At 49.7% G+C, this 24,064-nt stretch carries 18 protein-coding genes; 9 read left to right on the top strand and 9 right to left on the bottom strand.

All coding sequences use genetic code 11. The features are described 5' to 3' along the window. Positions 1-15: 15 nt before the first annotated feature. Positions 16-3,360, bottom strand: a complete 3,345-nt coding sequence (locus AC4IE7_RS20675; protein ID WP_490778773.1) for a tetratricopeptide repeat protein — start codon at positions 3,358-3,360, stop codon at positions 16-18. Positions 3,361-3,530: 170 nt separating this feature from the next. Next, a complete protein-coding gene (locus AC4IE7_RS20670) occupies positions 3,531-5,621 on the bottom strand; it encodes a CHASE2 domain-containing protein (protein WP_490778772.1) in 2,091 nt (696 codons plus the stop codon). Positions 5,622-5,929: 308 nt separating this feature from the next. Here AC4IE7_RS20670 and AC4IE7_RS20665 point away from each other — a divergent pair, with 308 nt between their 5' ends. Further along, the gene (locus AC4IE7_RS20665; RefSeq protein WP_490778771.1) at positions 5,930-6,688 is read left to right on the top strand and encodes a Crp/Fnr family transcriptional regulator; all 759 of its coding nucleotides are present in this window, start codon (positions 5,930-5,932) and stop codon (positions 6,686-6,688) included. Between the two features lie 707 nt (positions 6,689-7,395). Here AC4IE7_RS20665 and AC4IE7_RS20660 read toward each other — a convergent pair. From AC4IE7_RS20660 to AC4IE7_RS20640, 5 genes are all read right to left on the bottom strand, one after another. Continuing rightward, complete coding sequence (locus AC4IE7_RS20660) at positions 7,396-8,814, bottom strand: FAD-binding oxidoreductase (protein WP_490778770.1); 1,419 nt, start codon at positions 8,812-8,814, stop codon at positions 7,396-7,398. Next, positions 8,795-9,376 (bottom strand): BON domain-containing protein, encoded by a 582-nt coding sequence (locus tag AC4IE7_RS20655; protein WP_490778769.1) that lies wholly within the window; start codon positions 9,374-9,376, stop codon positions 8,795-8,797. The genes AC4IE7_RS20660 and AC4IE7_RS20655 overlap by 20 nt, the downstream gene beginning before the upstream one ends. Positions 9,377-9,485: 109 nt before the next feature. After that, positions 9,486-10,073, bottom strand: coding sequence for a phosphoheptose isomerase (locus AC4IE7_RS20650; RefSeq protein ID WP_490778768.1), 588 nt, complete (start codon positions 10,071-10,073; stop codon positions 9,486-9,488). A gap of 97 nt (positions 10,074-10,170) precedes the next feature. Continuing rightward, positions 10,171-10,533, bottom strand: coding sequence for a YraN family protein (locus AC4IE7_RS20645; RefSeq protein WP_490778767.1), 363 nt, complete (start codon positions 10,531-10,533; stop codon positions 10,171-10,173). After that, positions 10,530-12,521, bottom strand: coding sequence for a penicillin-binding protein activator (locus AC4IE7_RS20640; protein WP_490778766.1), 1,992 nt, complete (start codon positions 12,519-12,521; stop codon positions 10,530-10,532). The genes AC4IE7_RS20645 and AC4IE7_RS20640 overlap by 4 nt, the downstream gene beginning before the upstream one ends. A gap of 200 nt (positions 12,522-12,721) precedes the next feature. Here AC4IE7_RS20640 and rsmI point away from each other — a divergent pair, with 200 nt between their 5' ends. Both rsmI and AC4IE7_RS20630 read left to right on the top strand, forming a co-directional pair. Continuing rightward, positions 12,722-13,564, top strand: a complete 843-nt coding sequence (gene rsmI, locus AC4IE7_RS20635) for a 16S rRNA (cytidine(1402)-2'-O)-methyltransferase (protein WP_490778765.1) — start codon at positions 12,722-12,724, stop codon at positions 13,562-13,564. Positions 13,565-13,678: 114 nt separating this feature from the next. Next, the gene (locus AC4IE7_RS20630) at positions 13,679-14,248 is read left to right on the top strand and encodes an outer membrane protein (protein ID WP_490778764.1); all 570 of its coding nucleotides are present in this window, start codon (positions 13,679-13,681) and stop codon (positions 14,246-14,248) included. A 58-nt stretch (positions 14,249-14,306) separates the two neighbouring features. Here AC4IE7_RS20630 and AC4IE7_RS20625 read toward each other — a convergent pair whose 3' ends face one another. After that, a complete protein-coding gene (locus tag AC4IE7_RS20625; RefSeq protein WP_490778763.1) occupies positions 14,307-14,750 on the bottom strand; it encodes an Hsp20/alpha crystallin family protein in 444 nt (147 codons plus the stop codon). A 183-nt stretch (positions 14,751-14,933) separates the two neighbouring features. Continuing rightward, entirely contained in the window at positions 14,934-17,060 is a 2,127-nt protein-coding gene (locus tag AC4IE7_RS20620) for a YgiQ family radical SAM protein (protein WP_490778911.1), read from the bottom strand. Positions 17,061-17,206: 146 nt separating this feature from the next. Between AC4IE7_RS20620 and AC4IE7_RS20615 the strand changes: the two genes are divergently transcribed. From AC4IE7_RS20615 to AC4IE7_RS20590, 6 genes are read left to right on the top strand one after another with little or no spacing between them, the layout of a single operon-like run. Beyond that, positions 17,207-18,109, top strand: a complete 903-nt coding sequence (locus AC4IE7_RS20615; RefSeq protein WP_490778762.1) for a LysR family transcriptional regulator — start codon at positions 17,207-17,209, stop codon at positions 18,107-18,109. A gap of 55 nt (positions 18,110-18,164) precedes the next feature. Then, positions 18,165-18,614 (top strand): NAD(P)H-dependent oxidoreductase subunit E, encoded by a 450-nt coding sequence (locus AC4IE7_RS20610; protein WP_490778761.1) that lies wholly within the window; start codon positions 18,165-18,167, stop codon positions 18,612-18,614. Beyond that, the gene (locus AC4IE7_RS20605) at positions 18,611-20,104 is read left to right on the top strand and encodes a formate dehydrogenase beta subunit (RefSeq protein WP_490778760.1); all 1,494 of its coding nucleotides are present in this window, start codon (positions 18,611-18,613) and stop codon (positions 20,102-20,104) included. Before AC4IE7_RS20610 ends, AC4IE7_RS20605 begins: the two co-directional genes overlap by 4 nt. Next, positions 20,101-22,938: a formate dehydrogenase subunit alpha gene (gene fdhF / locus AC4IE7_RS20600; RefSeq protein WP_490778759.1), complete on the top strand. Its 2,838-nt coding sequence runs from the start codon at positions 20,101-20,103 to the stop codon at positions 22,936-22,938. The genes AC4IE7_RS20605 and fdhF overlap by 4 nt, the downstream gene beginning before the upstream one ends. Continuing rightward, positions 22,935-23,771 carry a formate dehydrogenase accessory sulfurtransferase FdhD gene (gene fdhD / locus AC4IE7_RS20595; protein ID WP_490778758.1) on the top strand — a complete coding sequence of 279 codons (837 nt, stop codon included), beginning with the start codon at positions 22,935-22,937 and terminating at the stop codon, positions 23,769-23,771. The genes fdhF and fdhD overlap by 4 nt, the downstream gene beginning before the upstream one ends. After that, complete coding sequence (locus tag AC4IE7_RS20590) at positions 23,768-24,007, top strand: formate dehydrogenase subunit delta (protein WP_490778757.1); 240 nt, start codon at positions 23,768-23,770, stop codon at positions 24,005-24,007. Before fdhD ends, AC4IE7_RS20590 begins: the two co-directional genes overlap by 4 nt. The last annotated feature ends 57 nt before the right edge of the window (positions 24,008-24,064 follow it).

The following is a 24,064-nucleotide window of genomic DNA, read 5'->3' as shown; positions in this document are numbered from 1 at the left end:
GTGGATTATCTGTAATCAAAGCCACAGTTGGGCATTTATCAAAAAAGACCGCTCAGGATAGTATGCTGATGATTGAGGTGTGCCAGTGCCAGGATTAGTGCTTTGATAATTGAATTCCTTATCGAATAAATTTTTTGTCAATATTTCAATTTTCCCCATTCTTTTGGGTAGCCGGAATCCAATTGTGAGATCTGCAACCCAAAACTGATCGCTATCCGTACTAGTGTCAATGGGGAGTATGTTTTCGATCTCCTGATCGACGTAGTTACCTGTGATTTTTGAATATAAACCAGAGGCATGAGCATAGGTTAAACCAAGGGCGGTGGTTTGGGTGAGCAGGGAGGCGGGTCTGTCAGCTTCAATGATGCCTTCAACAAAATCACGCTCAAATTTCTCATAGGAGTATTCACCTGTTATGCCAATGTTTGGATTTAACGAGTAATAGGCATAGAGTCGATGGTCTTGCTCTTTATGTGTCTCATCATTCAGGAATGTGTCATCAAACTCGTTTTCGATCTCCCGCTGAGTGATTTCGAAACCACTATGCAGATTCTCAGTGAAACTATGATCAAGTGCTAGTGCATATCGTATGGATTCTGCACCAAGATAATCATCAAAATACTGATTAAATCCTATCACTGAGGTGGGTGCTGATGTTTGGAGATTAATAATTTCAGGGCTAACTATCTTGAATGCTGCAACCCTGAAACTGGTGTCGTTCGAGATATCAATGCGGGCCCCAATTTTAGGATTGATTTTGCGTTTATCAAGGTTGAGATCGTCATCGATATCTAGATAGTCAAAGCCAACTAAAAGATTCCCTGCTGTAAAAGGATAGTTTAAATAAAGGTAAGCCGATTTTTGATTTACTTTGGCTCTCTCTTGCTCTGTAGTTATAAATCCGAAAAACTCAAAATTAAGTGTGGTCGTTTTGTCGGAAGATAAGAAGCCAAATCCTCCATCTATATCAAACTGTTCACCAGAGTATATATATTTTGCCTCGTATTGCTGACCATCACTGTCCAGTGAGACCAGGCTGCCAGTGCGGGAGTCGGAGTCTTCCAGTTTTTGTGATGAGGCAGAAAAAATGAAGTTCTGTTTAATATCTGGAGAGTAGTTTAATCCAATTCTGTAACTATCGGAGTCTATGCTTCTCTGCAATGACTGATCAAAGTTTTCCGGGTCAAATCGGAGTGTCAGGTCACCAAAATCACCTTCTTTTTGCTTTATTTCACCCTGAATACTCAAGTCAGATGTTATCCGAAACTGTCCGAATAAATTAGTAATGGTCTGATCGCTATCGTTGTTTTCACGAAATCCATCACTGCTCTCGCGGAAGTGACCTGCGCTGATCATGCCTCGATTTGCAAATGCTCCAGCTATGATTTCACTGCCACGGGTATTATTACTGCCTGTCACACCACTTGCTTGAAAAGAGAGGCGTTGACGGTTGAATAGCGGGTTGTACTCATTCAGGCCGGCTAACGAAGGGCCGTTGTCATTAAAGGCTAACAAGTTTGTTTCGCCAGCACTTGGGCTGATGGGAGTTGTAATTTCGGGTTGTAGTAGTTGTGCTTGTAGCAACTCGCTGACTTGTGCAATTTCGTGTCGAATAACCCCAGCGTAGGCATCAGATAGGAACTGATGTGCCGATGAATTTCCTGGATCTAAATTGATCGATTTCCAGCTCTCTTTAAGGGCCAGTCGCTGGAAGCCCAAATCGGTGTAGATCTCTGCCTGGCTGATATTTCTTGAGGCTTGGTCATCGTCAAGTAGAAGTCGTGAACGGTAAATCGCCCTGTTCTTATTCAGCTGATTAGCCTGTTGTATGTTATTCAAGGCATCAACTGGACTGTTCTCACTCTGCTTGAGTATCGCATCATAGAACCAGGCAGTTGGATCTAGTGGATCTCTCAGCTTGGCCAATTGAAACTGTGTGGCAGCTTCTTCGCTGCGTTTCTCTTCATAATATGCCTTGCCCAGGTAGCTGCGCAGGAGTGCGCTTCCGGGATCAAGGTGAACTGCAGTTTCCAACAGCTCCCGGCCCTGGCTGAGATCGCCTCCGCGAATGGTTACCAGACCAAGGCCCAGCCTTGGCATTGGGTCTGCCTGATCGAGTTTTATCGCCTGTTCAAAAGCGAGTTTGGCACTCTTCAGGTTAAGTTGTATCAGGTGTGCAAATCCCAGAGTTGTTTGACTTAGGGCGATCTGTGGATCGATAGCAACTGCCTTTTCTGCTGCTTCTGTTGCTTCACTCATCTGACGGAACATCAGATGGAGTTGTGACAACCTGGCCATGGCAATCGCACTCTCAGGATCAAGGCGGGTTGCCTCTTTTGCTGCTTCAAGTGCTTCTATCAATTCGAATTGACTCTGTTTGGCATAGGAGAGTGCCAGGTGAGCCGATACAGACCCGGGATTGCTCTCTATCGCCTGATTTGCAGAGCTCATGGCCTCATCGGATCGATTCTGAATCGTCGCAATGATTGAGCTTAGGGCCAGAGCATCAGCATTTTCAGGGTCAACTGCTATGAGATGCTTGATTTCCCTCTCTGCTGTTTTGATATCGCCAACTGCTAGGTTGAGTGATGCTCGATAACCCAGGGTAGAGGCATTATCAGTGACTGGTACCTCATCCAATATTTTAAAGGCCTCAGTAATATCGCCACTACGGTAGGCTGCATAAGAGCGGAGGAGTGCTTGATTGGATGAGGTATCCTGATCACTGAAGTCGATAATCGGTGGGTAATAGAGTGTCCATTGAACCGCATCCAATGGATTGACTATTTGACTGACGACTGGGGCTTCTCCTTTGACAACTTTAGCCATTTGGCCGCTGCTGATTAAGGATTCCCCTTGCTGATTGTGAGCCCGAACCTTACCTTCAGAGACTGAAATGAGGCTCAGTTCGTCACTAACCTCTACAGTAAACTCCGTACCTTCAATGGAGGCGTTGACATAGGGGGTTACAACCTGTGCGGGGCGGGTGATACGGCTGATAAAATGGGCGATGCCTTGAATGAGATCAAGCCAGCTCGATTGCTGATCGGCGGGAGGAGAAAATCGGATGCTGCTGTTTTCGCTAAGTCGAAGAAAGGTATCATTATTGAGGTGTAATCCCACTCGGCTGCTGGCATTGACGCGCAGTTGATCACCGGGACAAAACTTGCTGTCACGTTCTACCTGCTGCCACTCCTTGCTCTCTGTTCGAAGAACTTCTACCTGACCTTGAGTTGAAACCATTCGAGCGACAACCGGTTGGCACTCATCGGCCATCAGTGCGCTGCTAAAGCCCAATCCCAAAAGCAGTATGTAGAAAAGTGGTGCAAGTTCGATTTTTATTTTAGATCTGGTAACCATGATCCTTAGTCCTGGTAGTGGTGACAACATCCATGATTTGTCCTTAATTTATACAGTGATTTATATTTTAGGCTTTTTATTCACTCGATTACACCTAAGTAGCATAATTATCCTTTATCGACAAGTAGTTATTGCTTATAAGGAGGGCTGAACTTGTCTGCTGTTTTTGTCTAGAGTGAGCTCCTGTGGGTGCTCCGACGCTCATGAAACTGCTTTATGTAGTAGTGCGTTGGGCCATCATCGGGGTACTCTTTCGCGAGCTGTTGAAATTTCTCATAGGCAATGGTTCTGCTGCCATCTTGCCACTCTACCAGGGCTTCTGTGAATTCTTCATGGAGTCTGAGCAGTTCATCACTCGCTTGCTCTGATCTGGCTGCAATTTCGTAGAGTGTGATTGGATGCTGTTTGCCGGAAACAGTGAATTTGCCTAACTCCCGGGTCTCTATACCCTGTAACTCTTTTACAAAGTCTTCTGATGCCGCGACTTGGGTACCGAGTAATTTGTTGAGGTTTTCGATGCGTGAAGTGGTGTTGACCATATCCCCCACAGCCCTGTATTCGAAGTGGTCGATAGCGCCGACATGGCTCATTACAAGTTCACCAGAGTGCAATCCGATACGTGTAATAAGCTTCGGTTCAAGATCGGAATTTTTAATGCCTTCGCCGATCTCAAGTGCGGCTTCGCAGGCCATCTGCTGCATGTTGTGCTTTGCCTGGGTTGACGGCCAGATCGCCAACATTGCATCACCGACCACATCCGATACGATTCCATTATGGGATCTGACTGGCGAGAAGAGGATCTTGAAGTAGTGATTCAAATACGTTTGCAACGCCTCCGGCTCCATCTTTTCTGCCATCGCTGTGTAGTTTTGCGCATCAGAGGCAAGGCAGACGCCATAGGCTGATTCAATCTGGCCTGCCGGTTGTCTGTTGTCACGAGCCAGGCGATCTATGACGTCTCCTGGCAGGTAGTAACCGAACAGATGGCGAAGCTGTTCTCTGCTGGTTCGCATCTGTTGATAGTGCAGAATCAAACTGATAATCAAAGCAAATGGAATTTGCAGTAGCAGAGGTATAAACCAGGGTAACCACAGGTTGAACTGTTTGAATAGCAGATAGACGGAAGTGAAATAAACCGCACCTATCACCAAGCCGCTGACAATGCCCGCGAGACCAGGCAGCAGACGAAACAGCAGGGTGATAGCGATGCCGAAACCGGTCAATAGAACAATCACCCATCCATAGGCAAGCGGTGAGAGGGTTTCCCGATAAAGTAGGTTGGAAAAAGCGGTAGCTGCGATTTCAACACCACTGATGTCCAATCCGTTGGGCTGTGAAAAGACGGTATAGAATCCATCTTTCTGTTTTGGTTGGTAGGCGCCGGCATAACCGATGAAAATTGTCTTACCTTGAAACTGGGATAATGATTCAAGAGATGCAGCGAGAACCTCCTGGATTGGATGGGTCTTGATAGTACCGGGAGGCCCATAAAAATTGAGATAGGGATAGATTGAGCCATGGTGTAAGTCGAGGGCAGCCTCCAGGTATTGGAACTGATCTTCTTGCATCCGCTGTTTGGAATGATTTTGTAATGTATCCAGCATTGAATCGAGCAGTTCCTGGTTATTACGCAAGAGCTGAGAGATCCCCTCTCTATCCAATCCAGGTGGGAATTCAGCACCAGAGTTCGTGATCAACTGTTGCACTCTTCTGCCATCTGGATCAGCTAAATGCAGGAGTGCTGCAGTTGGCAGTGAGAAATATTGCTGTTCGCCGCTGAAGATCCAGAAGCGACTGACTTTGACTGGTACCTTGGGGAGTACGAATGGGGCGAGATCGAGGGCTGCATCTGCCAGTATCCCTACCGGGGGAATCAGCCGTTCAACATAGAGAATATCATCACCGGTTTTCAACTGCTCCTGCTGCATATAGGAGACGAGCATCACATTGCCACTCTCTCGAATCGTGCGTGCCAGCAGATTATCAGCTTTGGCGTCTCTGGGTCTCTTGAAGAAGATGTCATATACGATGAGATTTACCCCTGCCTGATTAAGCTTGTTAATCAGCTCTGCATGCAGAGTGCGGGGCCACTCCGGTATCTCTTCACCCAGACCAAGTTGTGCGGCTGTCTCGCCGTTGATGGAGATGATTTCAGTATTCTGGGGGGCTGGACGCTGGCCGCGTAACTTGAAAAGCAAGCCCAGACCGAAATCTTCCTCCCAAGTGGCGCCAATCGGTAGCAAACTGATTAGTGCACCCAAAATTCCAATCGATAATCCCAGTATTAGCGCTGATCTGAACTGATATTTTTCCACAATGACCGTGCGAGATAAGTGAGAAAAGGATCACTACTGTTCATAACAGTTAAATATCACCACTGTAGAATGTGAATTTTTCTGTTACAGTTTTAAAACAAGTGCCTGAAAATAAGACCAGACTCATATAGTTTATGAACATGGTGGTTTTTAGGTAAGTGGTTGATCAAGGACAGGCTTGAGTGCCTGAACTTGGTCTATTAAGGTGCCGGGTTGTTAGCGCTCCTTCAATTTGATTGTTCACAGTGTACAACATGAAGGCGGGAAGGGAGAATGATACCGCCTATTCAGGTTGTGTGATTTTATGGCGAGGGTTTATGGAGATTAATCCTCTGCAACAGGCTAACGCTTATAGGGTAATTAACACCATGATTGAAAACGTCTCCATATTCGCCGGCATGAATCCCAGTGATCTTGCGCTAATTGAGCAGCGCATGGTCCGAAGAACCTATCCCCGAAATACAATTATTCTCTCCGAAGGTGATAACAGCGATTCCTTGTATGTAATTCTGAGTGGCAAGGTCAAAGTCTATCTCAACGATGAAAACGGCAAAGAGGCCATCATCAATTATCAGGATGAGGGTGAATATTTCGGCGAATTATCGCTGATTGATGACTATAAGAGATCTGCATCAATCATGACAACCGTCAAATCAACCATGGCCATTATGTCTAAACAGGCCTTTCACCAGGTATTGCAGAGCAATCCCAATATCTGTATCCACCTGCTGAAGGATATGGTGGGCAGGGTGAGGGCACTGACCGATGAGGTGAAGAGCCTTGCTCTCTCTGATGTATATGGGCGACTCAGTAAAACCTTGTTGAGTCTTGCTGAGGAGCGGGATGGCCAGTTGGTGATAGAAGGGCATGTCACTCAGCAGGAGTTGGCGAATCGAATTGGTGCTTCTCGAGAAATGGTTTGTCGTATTTTTAAAGACCTGGTCAAAGGCGGCTATATCAGCTCCAGCCACAATCAATATGTGATAAATAAGCAGCTACCTGCCCGTTATTGAATAGTTGCTATAACCATGCTCTTTTCAATCCTGCCTATTGAGCGTTACTTGTGCTTCGAATGAGCAATAGGGGAATGGGGCATATAAGCGTTAGATCCGCATTTGCCGATTATTAGTAAGGCGAGTTCTCGTCATATCATACTGCGTTGTCGTTCTTGTTCAGGCAATAGCCATTCACTGCGAACAATGCCTTGCCCGGCACACCGGGATTTCCCTCCAATCCATGTCCAGCTTTGAAAGGATTTGGAAAAAAGTCATATCTGAATAGTGAATATTTCACTGCGCTGCCAGCCGGTAATCCTTATTCTAATAACCATCAACTTACGGCCTCTTATACCAGTAAGGGAGAGCAGAGGATGTGGCAAAAAGGTTTCGTCATCACAATCGGCTTATTAATCGGTATCTTTTCAGCCCCTCTATGCCTGGATACCACTCGGTTCTCACATGGGCCAGGGGCTAAGACGGTCCTATCATGGGTGCAAGTCGATCAAAGTATAAGGTTCGAGCGTGGCTAGTGTGGTGTTGGAAATCATTGGTTAGGTGATCAATAGACCACACTGTTTTCAGTTAAAAGATTGTGAGGCGATCAGTTTCTTCTACTGCTCAACCTCTCATTTGGGTAGCACTCTCCATCCATGATGGAGGGTGTTTTTTTTTGACAGAGAGGTCAGGCTTTTGCTGATTCTTGAAGTTGAATAGAAGGCCTGTCAGTTCGATTCGTCTGGAAAGAGAATGCCTGGATTGAGGATTTGATGGGGATCAAACTGACGCTTGATTGCTCTCATCAGATTGAGTTCGACTGGATTGATCTCTTGATCCACGAATTGCCGCTTCACGACACCGATACCATGTTCACCCGATAGTGTTCCGCCGAGTTTCAATACCAGCTCAAATAGTGCTGCCAGACAGCGCTCACCAGCTGCCAGCTGTTGTGGATCATCCGGGTCGAGTAACAGGTTGACATGGATGTTGCCATTTCCGGCGTGGCCGAAATTGACGATCGTAATCCCTGTCTCCTGAGATAGCTTTTCCAGGGATTCGATTAACTCTGGCATGCGGGAGACAGGCACCACGACATCTTCGTTTATCTTTTTAGGGGCAATGTTGCGTAGTGCAGGAGAGAGCGCCTTACGGGTTTTCCACAGACGGGTGACCTCCTCCTGGGTCTCTGCAGTATGTATATCGAGCAGTCCCGGGACATTTGCAGCCTTGGCCACCACTGCAGTCTCTTCACCAATACAGTGTTCTGCACCATCCACTTCAATCATCAACAGTGCCCCAACCGAGGGGTCGAGTTGCAGATCAGAGAACTCTCTAACCATCTCCAAGGCAGCTTTGTCCATAAATTCCAGGGCGCAAGGGGTCACCGATTGTCCCATGATGGCCGAAACTGCTCTTGCTGCGGCATGGATGTCACGATAGCTGGCCTGCAGGGTACGTTTTGTCTCTGCCAGTGGCGTTAGTTTTAGTCGAGCTTCGGTTATGACGGCCAGGGTGCCTTCTGATCCAATCAGCAACCTTGTGAGGTCGTAACCGACGACTCCCTTGGTTGTATTAACCCCGGTATAGATTGTCTCACCACTACCGGTAACTGCCTTCAGCCCCAAAGTGCTGTCTCTGGGAGTGCCATATTTGACGGCGCGGGGGCCAGCAGAGTTGTAGGCAAGATTTCCACCAATGGTACAGACTGCGGCACTGGTAGGGTCAGGCGGCCAGAAAAAACCCTTATCTTTAATTGCTGTTTGCAGTGCTTTGTTTGTTACCCCAGGCTCAACTCTGACTAAGCGGTTGTCTGTGTCGATCTCGAGGATCTTGTTCATACGCTCCAAGGAGAGCACCACGCCTCCCTGTTGAGGGACAGTGGCCCCGGTTGTGCCTGTGCCTTTGCCTCGACTGATCAGCGGGATGTTATGTTCATAGCAGAGCCGCACCACAGCCTCTACCTGGTCATGTCGTTCCGCAAACACCACACCAGCAGGTGTCGCCTGGAGTCTGCTGTTGTCATAACCATAAGGCAGACAATCCGCAGGATCGGTAAAGACACCTTCGTTGCCGGCAATCTTCCTGAACTGGCGGATCAGATCCTGATTAAGATGGCCTGCCAATTCAGATGTACTCGAAGACACGTACTACGCGACGTACACCACTGATATGACGTACTACATTGGTAACCGCATCACCCTCTTTTTTAGTGATTAATCCAAGCAAAAATACTGTGCCCCGTTCAGTCACCACCTTGACTCTGAGTGGGTCAAAGTCCGGAATGTCGATGCCAGTCAGCTTTAATTTGACCTCAGAGGTAATGGCAACATCACGACTGTCTTCGCCAATGGATGAAGTACTGCCAATCTCTATTTCATTGACCACTCGGCGCACTTTTTCCACACCCATTGCCATCTGTTCGGCCTTGCGGCGCAAGTTGTCATTTGCTGCCTGTCCGGTCAGTAGCACTACCATGTTGTAGCTGGTGACTGAGATATTGCTCTGCTTTTCGAACTGAGGGTCTTTCTTCAGCAGATCATAGGTTTTCAGCTCAATGCTCTGATCTTCAACAATGGCCCCAGTGGTGCGTCTGTCGTGCACGATAGATGCGGTGGCCGCAGCGCCTCCAACAATGACAGCAGCGCAACCTTGCAGGGTTATTGCGGTGAGTAAAAGATAGAAAACGGTGGAAATTTTAATCTGCATAGCTTCCTCTGATGGTTATCGAGATCGTGTGGTGAGGCATATGTCCAAAGATTACTGTTTTTTTTAAATCAAATGTCGAGACAGTTGTGTGCAACTGATTTTTTTAGGTTTAACTACCCAGCAGTTGTTGGTCTACCAGGTCGCACAAACAGTGAATAATCAACAGGTGTGTCTCCTGAATACGAGCCGTAACATTCGCTGGAACCCGAATTTCGACATCCCCGGGTGCCAGGAGTTTCGCCAGTTCGCCGCCATCTTTACCGGTCAGGGCCACTACCGCCATTTCGCGTTCGTGTGCTGATTGTACAGCATGATTGACATTACTCGAATTGCCACTGGTAGAGATCGCCAATAGCAGGTCATTGGGTTGTCCCAGCGCTTCGATCTGTCGGGAAAAGATCAAAGAAAAATCGTAGTCATTACTGATTGAGGTCACAGTTGAGCTATCGGTGGTCAAGGCGATGGCTGGCAATCCAGGTCTTTCGCGTTCATAGCGGTTGAGCATTTCCGATGAGAAGTGTTGGGCGTCTCCGGCTGAGCCGCCATTACCACAACTCAAGACCTTATTGCCTTCAAGCAGTCGGTCGAATATCAGCCTTGCTCCATCTGAGATAGGTTGAGTCAAAAGAGGCAGTGCCTCGATCTTAGTCTGAATGCTCTGATTAAAAAGGGTCTGGATGCGTTCTTGGTCTTGCATCGTATTACATCGCCTTGTGATGGTTCTGGTAAGAGTTGATTTGATCGTGTTTCATTTAGTGTTAACAGGCCCTAATATAGAATAACTTTAATGTAGATCACCAACTACTTTGGATGGCATCTTTAATCCAGGTCAAACGGGGTTTGCCGGAACCGTGCAGGGCGACCACATCAAATCGGCAGGGTTGATCGTTTTGCATCTTTTGTAAATAGAGGTTGGCTGCAGCCAGAAGTTTGCGTTGCTTGCTTGTGGTAACACTTTCCAAAGCTGAACCAAAATCTTTCGATTGGCGATAACGTACTTCTACAAATACCAGCGTCTCCCGTTCCTGCATGATGAGGTCAATCTCTCCTGACTTACAGCGAAAGTTGCGCGTTACCAGCTTGAGTCCATGACGGCTCAAGTAGTCAAGTGCTTGCTGTTCAGCCCTGTCACCTTGCTGGAGATGATCAGCTTTCATCTGACCTGGGCTGGTTGAGACAGATCATGATCTGATACTGGTGGCAGTTCAGGGTTGATCGGCTCAGGGTCGTCCATATCATCATCCAATGATATGGTATTCATCGGCATCTGAATACGGGGTGCATAGCCACTGATGCGAGCTTTTCCCTGTTCCATATCGGCCCATGCCAAGAGCCGGTGAAGACGGTTATTCTTATCCAGATAGATTGTGCCGCTTTGACCATTGAACAACTTGCCGGGTTGCTGCTGCATGGATTGCAGCTGTGAAAGCAGATTGTAACTGTCGATACCCATCGCATAGAGTCTGGCATAGCGACCTCTGACACCGGGAATCAACTGTTCAAGACGTTTGCGGGAGAGGGCGCCTCCATGACTCTCTTCGAGCAGCCAGGGGGTATCGACAAAACTGATCTTGCCCAGGTCGCGATCGAGATCGGGCTGTTCAACGCCGGTGTAGATATGAGAGGTGGCCATAATGGGCAGGTTACCGGCGCGAAAAAACTTAAGCTGTGGTCTTATCTGTCTGGCTTTCTGCGGACGAGCGGCTAAAAAGATAAAGTCTGCATCCTCTCGAGTACGGGGTTCTGTCTCCAGTTTTCTGGCAAGCATATTGGACACAGCACGTATACGGGCTTGGCTTTCATTGATGTTGAGCAGCATACGAATCGGTATAGAGAAATCGTTTTCCTGTGGGTCGTATCTCTGGCTTTCGACTATCTCTCCCCCCAGGGTTTCCCAGCGCAGACGGAAGCTGTTCTCGAGGCGGCTGCCCCAATTGTTTGACGGGGTCAGAATGAGCGCTGTCCTATGTCCTTCGAGCCAGGCCCTCTCAGCAATCTGATCGGCTTCATCCTCTGGTGCGAGGCCGAATTGAAATAGATTGGGGTTGATCTCGTAGCTGCTCTCCTCAATCTGATTGAGGGCCAGTATGGGGATGTCCAGTAACTCGAGATTGGAGAGCATCTTCACCGCATCTTTATTCAGCGGGCCGACAATCATCTGAGCACCACCCAGGATGACTTGTTGATAGATATTGAGTGTGCTTTGCAGTTCACTGCTGTCATAGAATTGCAGCTTCGGGCGATATTCCGATGGCTGCTGATACCAAGCCGCCATTAAGCCATCCCGTACAGCAGCAGCGACTTTGGCGTAGGGGCCACTGTGCGGCAGTATGATGGCGATATGGTCGTCTGGGCTGAGTCCCTGTAGCTCCAGGTAACCTGCAAGCAGGGTCTGCAGAGCCGGATGTTCGGGAAAGCGCTCACGCCAACCGGCCAGACTATTGCTCAGTACTTCCGGATCTGGCGTCTGCTCTTTGATGACTTTTGCCAGTTCCATCCAGCCTATCAGGGTGGCTGGTGGTTGAGGTTGCAGCAGGGTCAGTGCGGTATCGGTCATGGTAGACAGGGTCTGAACCAGTAACTCCTGTACTGCCTGACGCTGCTCCAGGTCATCTTCGAAGAGTTTATCGAGCACATCAAGCTCACGGGCACTCTCCAGCAGATTACCGGATAGACGAAAGATCTCGGCCATATTGCGATGGTAGTGTTGCCGTAATGCAAGTGGTGCATCGGGGCTGGGTTCTGGTTGCATCAGATCCAGCGCTTGTTCGATGTCACCCTGTAAAACCGCCAGTTCAGTACGAACCATTCTCAGTTTTAAGTTGAAATCCGGATCACTGTCAGATGGGAGAAGCTGCTTTACAAGCAGTAGACTGCGCTCCTGCTCGCCAGCCCTCAACCAATACTCTGCAGCCTCCAGCATCAGCTGTTCACGCAGTGGGGAGTCACTTTCAACAGCATAAGCCTCCAAAGCCATTGCAGCAGCAGTGTAGTCCCCAAATTCTACAAATGAGTCAATTTGCAGCCTCAGCTCAGAAGATAGTTGCTGGGATTCAGGTATCGTCTGTTTTGTGACCGTGGTACAGCCCATCTGAAACAGTAGGGTTAAGATCAGTAAAAGGGCAATGTGACGGATGATATGCATAGCTCAGTATCTGTGGCAGGATTCGGTATAATCAACCCGGCAACATAATAGATTGCTTTCAGGGCTTCAAGAACGGTCTCAAATCTAAAGACCTGGCTAATTGGCAAGGGTAACCCCCTGCTCATCTGCCTTGTTACCTTTGAATCTAATCTATATGGTTCGCTGGGTTATATTCTAGTTTCTCACACTCGGGAAGATCTGTGTCAAAGGGCGTACTTTACGTTGTCGCAACACCAATCGGCAATCTTGATGACCTGACCCCAAGGGCGGTCGAAACCCTCAAGCAGGTTGATTTCATTGCTGCAGAGGATACCAGACATACTCGTCCCCTGTTACGTCACTATGCCATCGATACCCCGATGCGGTCCTTGCACCAGTTCAATGAACAGGCAAAATTGACCTCGCTGCTGGATGCACTGTCCGAGGGAGAGTCAATTGCTCTGGTCTCTGATGCGGGTACGCCGTTGATCAGTGATCCTGGCTTTCCTCTGGTCAGGGCCTATGCTGCTGAAGGGGGCACTATTGTACCGATACCGGGTGCGAGCGCCATGATATCGGCCCTCTCCGCAGCCGGTCTGCCAACAGATCGTTTTCTATTCGCCGGTTTTCCCCCTAGAACCCAGTCGCATCGAAAAAACTGGTTTCAGGATCTGGTTCGTGAAAGATCGACCCTGGTGTTTTATGAATCGAGTCATCGAGTGGTTGATTCTCTGGCGGACATGGTGTCTGTTTTTGGTTCAGAGAGGGAAGCTGTGATTGCTCGGGAATTGACGAAGACTTATGAGACTTTTATCAGGGGGAGTCTGAATTCAATTTTACAGACTTTGCAACAGGATGAGGATCAAAGAAAGGGTGAGTTTGTCATTCTGATTGCTGGAGAGAGTGTTGCATCCCAGACACGGGTCGAAGTGGATGTAGAACAAATGCTGATCACATTATTAGCGGAACTACCGCTCAAACAAGCCGTTTCCTTGGCAGTGGCAATTACCGGCGAGAAAAAAAATAAACTATATAATCAAGCGCTTAAGTTGTCTCATGCCTAAGATGTGAAATGTTACCAGGTCAAAAGTGAGATTTTGGACGATAATTGGACTAAATAACTGTTACTTTTATCTGACATGATGCGCTCACCACACTATTTCACAATCTTGCTCCTCTTGGTTCTGAGTCCTTACTGCCTGGCAGCAGAGAGTGAGGTTGAGTTCACGCCATTTGTCGGATATCGCTTCGGCGGCACTTTGGATGATAACCAAACAGGTCGTGCATGGGATTTTGATGAGTCGTCAGATTGGGGCTTTACTCTGAGCCAGCCGGCCTCAAAAACAACCCGCTACGAATTTCTCTACAGTCATCAGGGAACTTCGCTGGCCGACAGCACCGATCCGGACAACGCCTTCGATCTGGACGTACACTACCTCCACATGGGGGGTACTGTGGATGTCTACCAGAATCGCTTTACCCCCTATTTCTCCGGAGGTCTTGGTATGACCTATATGCAACCGGACCAGGCAGGATTCGAGAACAAGACCCGCTTTTCCCTGAGTGTCGGCGGTGGTTTGAAGTGGTATCCCACAGAGCGTCTGGGTATTCGTTTTGAACTGCGTGGTTACAGCACCCTGGTTAATTCCAATAGCAGCCTATTCTGTGACGGGGGGTGTGAGCTACAGATCAGTGGTGATGCCTTTCCTCAGTTTGAAACCAATCTGGGTCTGATCTTTCGTTTCTGAACCTCTCGTTTACCCAGCAGCGTAAATAACCGGGGCCGAAAGGCCCCGGTAGAGAGGTTTAATGCCTGACTTCGATCCGTTTAGGATGTTTGTCCTCTGTCTTCGGAATGGTTATCTCGATCACGCCGTCATTCCCGCTTGCCTCAATGGCTTCTGCATCGGTATTTTCCGGAAGTGAAAACCGCCGATAGAAGATACCGTGTGAACGTTCTACACGCCTGAAATCATCCCTCTCTTCAGTCTCTTCGAACTTACGTTCTCCACGAATGCTCAGCACACCATTGTCCATGGTAATTTCGATATCTTCCGGTTTTACACCAGGAATATCTGCGCGGATGAGATAGCGATCCGTCTCTTCTTTGATATCGACAGCAGGCGCCCAATCGCCACCTACCACATGGGAGGTCTCTTCATCTCGTTGATGCAGTGGATGGAACATCCGGTCCATATCCTGACGCCAATCATCAAGTGAACGCCAGGGGTCATATCGTGTGATATTCATGATTTACCTCCTTTCCAAACGCGCTTCACATAGGAGCTGGCATCTCATAAATATGATGAGAATTTTAGCCATCTCCTAATTTGAATATGGTTCTTTTGAGGGGGATTTTCAAGCCTGGAAGAGGCTTATTTTCGATCGGTTTAGGTGTTTTGTAACTATCTGTATTGTATGTAAAAAAATGAGCTATTTCAGGGGGCTTTTACGGCCTCTTCCATGTGCTGATTTGCGCTTTTTTTGGATCGGCCTGGATGGTCTGTCAGCAGCGCGGTTACGACTCGGTTTTGCCTGTTTCCCACCCCTTCCTTCAGGGGAGGGTTGCCAGCTGGGAACCAGATGTTTTTTGCCATTTCCGATCAGGTCACTACGCCCCATGCTGGCCAGAGCATCACGCAGCAGTGGCCAGTTTTTAGGGTCGTGGTAACGCAAAAAGGCTTTATGCAAGCGTCGTTGCTTCAAGCCTTTGACAACACTCACTTTGCCCTTGTTGGGTGCAATCTTCTGTAACGGGTTTCTGCCGGTATGGTACATCGCAGACGCGATTGCCAGCGGTGTAGGTAAGAAGGCCTGAACCTGATCTGGACGAAAATTATTTTGTTTCAGCCACAGGGCCAGGTTAAGCATATCCTGATCACTGGTTCCTGGATGAGCTGCAATGAAATAGGGGATCAGATATTGCTCTTTACCCGCCTCGGCAGAATATTTATCAAACAGCTTTTTAAACTTCTCATAGCTCTCTATGCCCGGCTTCATCATCTTGCTCAGAGGTGATGATTCGGTGTGTTCCGGTGCAATTTTCAGGTATCCGCCAACGTGGTGTGTGACCAGCTCCCGGATATAGTCAGGTGAGCGCACTGCAAGGTCATAGCGCAATCCTGAGGCGATGAATATACGTTTGATCCCTGGTAGTTTGCGTGAGCGACGATAGAGATTGATCAGTGGTTTATGATCGGTATTGAGGTTAGGACAGATACCCGGAAATACACAGGATAGACGTCGGCAGGCAGCTTCAATCTTCTTATCTTTACAGGCCAGTCGATACATATTCGCAGTGGGGCCGCCCAGGTCTGAGATATGACCGGTGAAGCCAGGTACCTGGTCCCGGATTGTCTCCACCTCACGAATAATAGAGTCTTCAGAACGGCTCTGAATGATTCTGCCTTCATGTTCGGTGATGGAGCAGAAGGTACACCCGCCAAAGCAGCCCCGCATAATGTTCACCGAGTGGCGGATCATCTCCCAGGCAGGATTTTTGGCATCCTCATAGGCTGGATGTGGTGTTCTGGTATAGGGCAGTTCATAGACTCTGTCCAACTCCTCTGTGGTCAGAGGAATAGGTGGTGGGTTGAGCCAGACATCTCTTTTGCCATGTTGCTGTACCAGAGCCCGGGCGTTACCCGGATTGGTTTCAAGGTGAAACACTCTGGATGCGTGTGCGTAGATGATTTCGTCTTTGACCACCTGATCGTAGGAGGGCAGGCGCACTACGGTTCGTCGACGATCCAGATGACGCGGCCTTGTATGTGGCGTGAAAGTTATCTTCTGGTCGCACTTCGGAGTGTGCTGATAGGGGTCGGGATGCATGGGCTTCGGGCCTGGAGCGTCCAATTCAGAAGAGTCGATCTGATACCAGTCTTGCGGTATGCTCTGGCACATAAAACCGGTACCCCTGAGATCGGTTATCTGATCGATTTTTTCTCCTTTTGCCAATCGGTGTGCTACATCGACTATGGCTCTTTCCGCATTGCCGTAGATCAACATGTCGGCCTTTGAGTCGGGCAGTACCGAACGTCGTACCTTGTCTGACCAGTAGTCGTAGTGGGCGATGCGACGTAAGCTGGCTTCAATGCCGCCGATGATTACCGGTACCCCCTTAAAGGCTTCCCTGGCTCTCTGGGCATAGACGATGACTGAGCGGTCTGGGCGTTTGCCGGCTTCGCCGTTTGGTGTATAGGCGTCATCACTGCGGATGCGACGATCGGCAGTATAGCGATTGACCATCGAGTCCATGTTTCCGGCAGTGATACCGAAAAACAGGTTTGGCCGCCCCAGGCTTCTGAAGGCATCCGCACTACTCCAGTTCGGTTGGGCGATGATACCGACCCGAAACCCCTGAGCTTCCAGTAGTCGACCGATCAGGGCCATGCCAAAGCTTGGATGGTCAACATAGGCGTCACCAGTGACCAGAATGACGTCACAACTGTCCCAGCCCAGATCATCCATCTCCTCTCGGCTCATAGGCAATACCGGAGCAACGCCAAAACGGGCGGCCCAATATGGACGGTGGGAGAAGATGTTGGCAGGCTGTGTCATTGATCTTTGATTATACATTGCTTCACTACTGAGCCGCTAACTCCCTCAACCTCTGGGTGGTTTTGTAATGGCAGGCAAGTAGTGATTTATGAGTAATTGTCTGAAGCGATCTATTGCATATCGAAATCAGGTTATAGTTAGTTATCATGATTACACGAAAATATCGCTATCTGATCGCACTTGCCCGGGAGAGACACTTTGGTAGAGCTGCAGCTGCCTGTCATGTCTCGCCTTCGACGCTCTCCGCAGCTATCCGGGATATTGAAGAGACTCTGGGTGTCAGCGTTGTCGAACGGGGCAAGCAATATACCGGTCTAACCCCTGAGGGTGAGATCGTAGTGGAGTATGCCCAGCGTGTTGCTGCACAGGTCGACGATCTGAGACAGGAGTTGGCCAGTTTGCGAGATGATTTAAGCGGGCGTCTCAGGTTGGGTGTCATTCCAACCGCAATGACCGCTGTTGCCGGTTTGACTTCAGCTTTCTGTCGTCGACACAGTGGTGTAACTGTTGAAGTGCTTTCGCTGACCAATGATGAGATTCTGGAGCGTTTGCACCATTTTGAACTCGATGCCGGAGTAGGTTATCTGAGCTCATTCAACGACAATTCACTGGTGACCGTCCCCTTGTGGTGTGAACATCATGTTCTGTTGACCGCAGAGGAGGGACCCTTTGCAGATTATGCCACTGTAACCTGGCGGGATGCCGCAACAACACCGCTCTGTCTGTTGACCCCGGACATGATGAACCGACAGACCATTGATGCTGTTTTCAAGCAAGTGGGTGCGGTGGCATCACCCACCCTGGAGACCAATTCAATTCTTACCATATTGGCCCATGTGGGCACTGGACAGTGGTCTTCAATTATTCCCCGCAGTGTATTGGAGCAGGTTGGAACACCTGATGGAGTGGTGGCGGTAGAGTTAGTAGAACCACAGGTTGACTGGGCAACAGGAGTGGTGACGCTCGCCCGTGATCCATCTCCACCAATGGTGCGGGAAATTCTGCGTCAGGCAGAAAGATTGGTTGAGTCGTTCGCTCCAGTCGAATAGGTGTTCGAAAAATCTCTCTTTGCTTTATGGGTTTTCAGGTCTAGAAAGTGGGGTTATGAAATATGAAAACAAACCTCATCTCGATGAACTGATCAAAACCTTCCGCCACAAATCTGGCGCCCTGTTGCCGTTGCTGCATGAAATCCAGGTGCTGGAGGGCTATATACCAACTGAGGCAGTAGCTACCATTGCCAAGGGGCTTAATCTCTCCCGGGCAGAAGTCCATGGCGTGATCAGCTACTACCACCACTTCCGTACCACTCAGCCTGCCCGAAATGTGATTCGATTATGCCGGGCCGAGGCATGCCAGGCCCGTGGTGGGGAGGCATTGGCTGCCCATGCAGAAGTTGCGATAGAGGGCCGGGATCTGACATTGGAGCCGGTTTACTGTCTGGGTCTTTGTGCCAGTGGACCGGCGATGCAGATCGATGAGACTGATCTGCATGCCCGTCTCTCAGTGGAAAAATTCGATGCCCTGATCGCTGGGCTGGAGGGTGAGGTATGAGCACGACTCTCTATCTGCCAGGTGATGCAAATGCCCTGGCTCTGGGTGCCGATCAGGTAGCCGAAGCCATTGTTAATCAAGCCAGACAACTTGGTATCGAGATCCGCTTGGTGCGTAACGGCTCTCGTGGTCTCTTCTGGTTGGAACCCCTGCTGGAAGTGGAAACCCCAAAAGGCCGGATTGCCTATGGTCCGGTGGAAGTTGCCGATGTTCCGGGATTGTTTAAAGCCGGTTTGGCAGAGGGTGGGGATCATCCGTGCTGTCTTGGTCCAACAGAGGCAATTCCCTACCTGGCTCGCCAGAAACGGGTCAGTATGAGTCGCGTCGGTGTAGTGGATCCTCGCTCTTTGGAAGAGTATCTGGCTCATGGCGGTGGCGAAGGTTTGATGCGTGCTCGCTCGATGGCTGCTGATGAGATCGTTAAGGAGGTGACCGATTCCGGTTTGCGAGGGCGAGGTGGTGCCGCTTTTCCCACTGGTATCAAGTGGAACACCGTACTCAATACCGCAGCGGATCAGAAGTACATTGTCTGTAATGCGGATGAAGGTGACTCCGGCACTTTTGCCGATCGGCTGCTGATGGAGGGTGATCCGTTTGCGCTTTTTGAAGGCATGGCCATTGCTGGTCTTGCCGTGGGTGCTTCACAAGGCTACATCTATGTACGCTCTGAGTATCCCCATGCTGCAGCCATATTGGAACATGCACTATCGAGGGCCAGTGATTGGCTCGATGGGTTCCACATCGAATTGCGTAAGGCGGCTGGCTCCTATGTCTGCGGAGAAGAGACAGCTTTGCTTGAGAGCATCGAGGGTCGCCGTGGCATTGTGCGTAATAAGCCGCCGCTACCGGCTATCGATGGCTTGTTCGGCAAACCAACGGTGATCAACAACGTCATCAGTCTAATCAGTGTGCCGGATATTCTTGCCAAGGGTGCCGCCTTCTACCATGCCTATGGTGTGGGTCGTTCTCGAGGTACGCTGCCGTTCCAGCTTGCGGGCAACCTTAAATATGGTGGGCTGGTGGAAGTTCCCTTTGGCCTGACGTTACGCGAACTGCTCTACGAGTTTGGCGGAGGTTCTGATTCAGGAAGACCCTTACGTGCTGTTCAGGTGGGTGGCCCGCTTGGCGCCTACATGCCTGAATCCCAGTTTGATACCCCCCTATGTTACGAGGCTTTTACAGACGTTGGTGCGGTGCTTGGTCATGGCGGGATCGTGGCTTTTGACGACACAGTGGATATGGTTGGTCAGGCCCACTATGCGATGAAATTCTGCGCTGAAGAGTCTTGTGGAAAGTGTACGCCATGCAGAATCGGCTCAACCCGTGGCATGGAGGTGATTGAGCAGATCCGCGATGGTGATGTCACTCAGATTGAGTTGTTGCGCAGCCTGTGTGACACCATGCTTGATGGCTCGATGTGTGCCATGGGCGGCATGACCCCCTATCCAGTGCTCTCTGCACTAAACCATTTTGCGGAGGATTTTCAGTGAAACCGATCGATTACGGCACACCGGCGGTAAACGTCGAAGCAGAAGTAACCCTGGAGATCGATGGCGTATCTGTCACTGTACCCGAAGGTACAACTGTGATGCGCGCAGCTGTCTCAGCGGGTGTGATGATTCCCAAGTTGTGCGCAACTGACACTCTGAAACCATTTGGATCCTGTCGGCTCTGCCTGGTTGAGATCGAAGGGCGACGTGGCCATCCTGCATCCTGCACCACCCCTGCAGAAGAGGGCATGCAGGTGACTACTCAGACGCCACGTTTGGCAGAGTTGCGGCGAAATATTATGGAGTTGTATATCTCCGATCATCCTCTCGACTGCCTCACTTGTGCGGCCAACGGTGACTGTGAACTTCAAACCACAGCAGGTGTCGTTGGTTTACGTGAGGTGCGATACGGCTTTAGTGGTGCCAACCATTTCACTGAAACGGTGAAAGATGACTCCAATCCCTACTTTAGTTTTGACCCGGCTAAGTGCATCGTGTGTAACCGCTGTGTGCGGGCCTGTGAGGAGTTGCAGGGAAGCTTTGCTCTGACCATTTCAGGGCGTGGTTTCGACTCCCGGGTAACAGCAGGTCAGGGTGAATCATTCATGGCATCTGAATGTGTCTCCTGTGGTGCCTGTGTCAATGCCTGTCCAACGGCTACTCTGATCGACAAGCGTGTGGTTGAGCACGGGCTGGCTGAGCATAGTATCTCCACCACCTGCGCTTACTGTGGCGTTGGCTGTGGTTTAGAAGCAGAGATGCAGGGGGATCAAGTCGTCCGAATGACCCCCTCAAAATCGACACAAGCCAATGAAGGCCATGCCTGTGTCAAAGGGCGCTTTGCCTGGGGCTATGCAACCCATCCTGACCGCATCACCCAACCAATGATACGTGCCGATATATCAGATCCCTGGCGGCAGGTTTCATGGGAAGAAGCATTAGACTATGCCGCCTCTGAGTTTCGTCGCATTCAAATGGAACATGGTCAGAATGCGATTGGGGCATTGGTCTCGAGTCGCTGTACCAATGAAGAGGATTACTTGGTGCAGAAGTTGGTACGTACAGCTTTTGGTAACAATAATGTGGATACCTGTGCGCGGGTCTGCCACTCTCCAACAGGTTATGGTCTAGGCCAAACCTTTGGTACCTCTGCAGGCACCCAAACCTTTAAGTCTGTGGAGCAGGCCGATGTGATTATGGTCATCGGTGCTAATCCTGCTGCTGCTCATCCGGTGTTTGGTTCACGAATTCGTCAGCGGGTACGACAGGGCGCAAAACTGATTGTTATCGATCCCCGAGAGACTGAGATGGTGGATGCGCCTCATGCAGGCGCACATCACCATCTAAAACTCCGGCCTGGCACCAATGTGGCGTTGCTTACCGCCCTTGCCCATGTGGTTGTTGTTGAGGCGTTGCTGGATGAAGCCTTTATTGAGTCCCGCTGCGAGTCTGAAACCTTCGCTTACTGGCAAGCCTTCGTCTCTCGTCAAGAGAACTCTCCAGAAGCATTGTCCAATGAGATAGGGGTATCAGCGATAGAGCTTCGTGAAGCCGCAAGGGCTTATGCCAAGGCTGGCAATGCAGCCATCTACTATGGTCTTGGCGTCACTGAACATGCTCAGGGTTCCACTGCGGTGATTGCCATTGCCAACCTGGCCATGGCTACCGGTAATGTAGGTCGTGAAGGGGTGGGGGTGAATCCCCTGCGGGGTCAGAATAATGTACAGGGCTCCTGTGACATGGGCAGCTTTCCCCATGAGCTGCCTGGTTATCGCCATGTATCTGATAAAGCGACCCGTACCCTCTTTGAACGAGCTTGGGGTGTCAATCTGCAGTCCGAGCCTGGTCTGCGTATTCCCAACATGTTGGAAGCAGCTCTCGATGGTTCTTTTCTTGGTCTCTATTGTCAGGGAGAGGATCCGGTTCAATCAGATCCAAACACCCAGCATGTCCAGGCGGCATTGAAATCGATGGAGTGTGTCGTGGTGCAGGATCTGTTCCTCAACGAGACTGCGAAGTATGCACATATCTTCCTGCCCGGCGCCTCTTTCCTGGAAAAAGAGGGTACTTTCACCAATGCTGAGCGGCGCATTTCTCGTGTACGACAAGTAATGCCACCACTCTCTGGTAAGGCCGATTGGGAAGTGACTATGGGCCTGGCCAATGCTCTGGGTTATAAAATGCACTACAACCATCCAACAGAGATCATGGATGAGATAGCCTCTTTAACCCCGACCTTTTCCAGAGTGAGTTATGAAAAGCTGGATAGAATCGGCAGTATTCAATGGCCCTGTAATGAGCTGGCCCCAGAGGGGACAGCAACCATGCACACAGAGGGTTTTGTTCGGGGCAAGGGACGTTTCATGATAACCCAGTACATACCCACAGATGAGAAGATCACACCGCGATTTCCACTCTTACTAACCACAGGCCGGGTACTCTCCCAATACAATGTGGGTGCACAGACAAGGCGTACCGAGAACAACCGCTTCTTCCCTGAAGATCTTTTGGAGATTCACCCACAAGATGCAGAGGATCGTGGTATTCGGGAGGGTGACTGGGTTGGTATTCAATCCCGTAGTGGTGACACAGTCCTTCGGGCCGCTCTGACTGAGCGGGTGCAACCGGGTATCTGCTATACCACTTTCCACTTCCCGGAGAGTGGTGCAAATGTAATTACCACTGACAATTCAGATTGGGCCACCAACTGTCCTGAGTACAAGGTAACAGCAGTACAACTGGTCAGGGTTGATCAACCATCGGTATGGCAGCAGAGAAATACCGATCACGATAGAGAACAGCGTCGACTACTATCGGGAGCTGAAACGAGATGAAGCAGCAGTCCGAATTCAAAGTAATGCGACCGGGTAGGCCAATGGTTACCGATAATATCGCCGAAGAGGTACCTGTAGCCTTGGAGTATAACGGCATCTCACACGCCGTGATGCTGGCAACACCTGTTGATCTGGAGGATTTTGCACTGGGGTTCAGTCTCAGTGAGGGTATTGTGAATCGTCCCGGAGAGCTCTACGACATCGAAGTTGAGGAGACCCGTGAAGGCATAGTGATGCGATTGGAAGTTGCAGCTGCTGCATTCTTTCAGCTGAAGCAACGCCGCCGCACTCTGGCGGGCCGCACGGGGTGTGGTTTGTGTGGTACAGAGAGTCTTTCTCAAGTGACGCGTGACCTGCCAGCAGTCAATAGCAGTGCTTCACTCAGCTTTAATGCACTACTTGAAGCTGTAACCCGCTTACCGGCAGAGCAGTGGTTGCAGCAGGCAACTGGTGCAGTTCATGCGGCTTGCCATATCTCCGCAGATGGCGCCATCAATCATGTCAGGGAAGATGTTGGGCGCCACAATGCCCTGGATAAAACCCTGGGTAGTCTCGCGCGTCAGCAGCAGTTTAAGGATGGCGGTTTGTTGGTGACCAGTCGCGCCAGTTTCGAAATGGTGCAAAAGACGGCAGCGCTTGGTTATAGCCTGTTGGCCGCAGTGTCAGCCCCAACTGCGGCAGCAGTTCGTTTGGCAGAGTCTCTAAATCTGACACTGATTGGTTTTCTGCGTGGAGATGATTGTGTGCTCTATACCCATGGTTCAAACCTCATTCTTGATCGCCCTCACACTATTGCTGATCGGGGTTATTCGTTGATGGAAAAAATCGCATGAATACAAACAACCTGATTAAAATGGCCAACCAGATTGGTGACTTTTTTGAAGCAATGCCTGATCCGGAACAGGCCGCGAAAGATGTGGCACTGCACATACTGCGATTCTGGGAACCGCGAATGAGATCTGGTTTGCTCGACTATATCGATACTTCAGGGGATGAAGTATTGAAACCTATAGTACGCGAAGCCTTGCCAATGATAAAAGATGAGAATGTTGCTGCTGGAGATTCCTGAACTCACCCATCATCAAAGAGATGTGATTGATAAGTGAGTGTTTAGCAGAAAAATATT

The organism is Candidatus Thiodiazotropha sp. AKAK3 (genome assembly GCF_058244645.1).
This window is presented reverse-complemented; position numbering and strand designations above follow the sequence as displayed.

What these genes read in the sequence shown, in the direction of transcription:
- AC4IE7_RS20675 (WP_490778773.1), bottom strand. Translation starts at nt 3,360, where the DNA reads ATGGTTACCAGATCTAAAATAAAAATCGAACTTGCACCACTTTTCTAC.
- AC4IE7_RS20665 (WP_490778771.1), top strand. Translation starts at nt 5,930, where the DNA reads ATGAAGGCGGGAAGGGAGAATGATACCGCCTATTCAGGTTGTGTGATT.
- AC4IE7_RS20655 (WP_490778769.1), bottom strand. Translation starts at nt 9,376, where the DNA reads ATGCAGATTAAAATTTCCACCGTTTTCTATCTTTTACTCACCGCAATA.
- AC4IE7_RS20650 (WP_490778768.1), bottom strand. Translation starts at nt 10,073, where the DNA reads ATGCAAGACCAAGAACGCATCCAGACCCTTTTTAATCAGAGCATTCAG.
- AC4IE7_RS20645 (WP_490778767.1), bottom strand. Translation starts at nt 10,533, where the DNA reads ATGAAAGCTGATCATCTCCAGCAAGGTGACAGGGCTGAACAGCAAGCA.
- AC4IE7_RS20640 (WP_490778766.1), bottom strand. Translation starts at nt 12,521, where the DNA reads ATGCATATCATCCGTCACATTGCCCTTTTACTGATCTTAACCCTACTG.
- AC4IE7_RS20625 (WP_490778763.1), bottom strand. Translation starts at nt 14,750, where the DNA reads ATGAATATCACACGATATGACCCCTGGCGTTCACTTGATGATTGGCGT.
- AC4IE7_RS20620 (WP_490778911.1), bottom strand. Translation starts at nt 17,060, where the DNA reads ATGACACAGCCTGCCAACATCTTCTCCCACCGTCCATATTGGGCCGCC.
- AC4IE7_RS20615 (WP_490778762.1), top strand. Translation starts at nt 17,207, where the DNA reads ATGATTACACGAAAATATCGCTATCTGATCGCACTTGCCCGGGAGAGA.
- AC4IE7_RS20610 (WP_490778761.1), top strand. Translation starts at nt 18,165, where the DNA reads ATGAAATATGAAAACAAACCTCATCTCGATGAACTGATCAAAACCTTC.
- AC4IE7_RS20605 (WP_490778760.1), top strand. Translation starts at nt 18,611, where the DNA reads ATGAGCACGACTCTCTATCTGCCAGGTGATGCAAATGCCCTGGCTCTG.
- fdhD (WP_490778758.1), top strand. Translation starts at nt 22,935, where the DNA reads ATGAAGCAGCAGTCCGAATTCAAAGTAATGCGACCGGGTAGGCCAATG.
- AC4IE7_RS20590 (WP_490778757.1), top strand. Translation starts at nt 23,768, where the DNA reads ATGAATACAAACAACCTGATTAAAATGGCCAACCAGATTGGTGACTTT.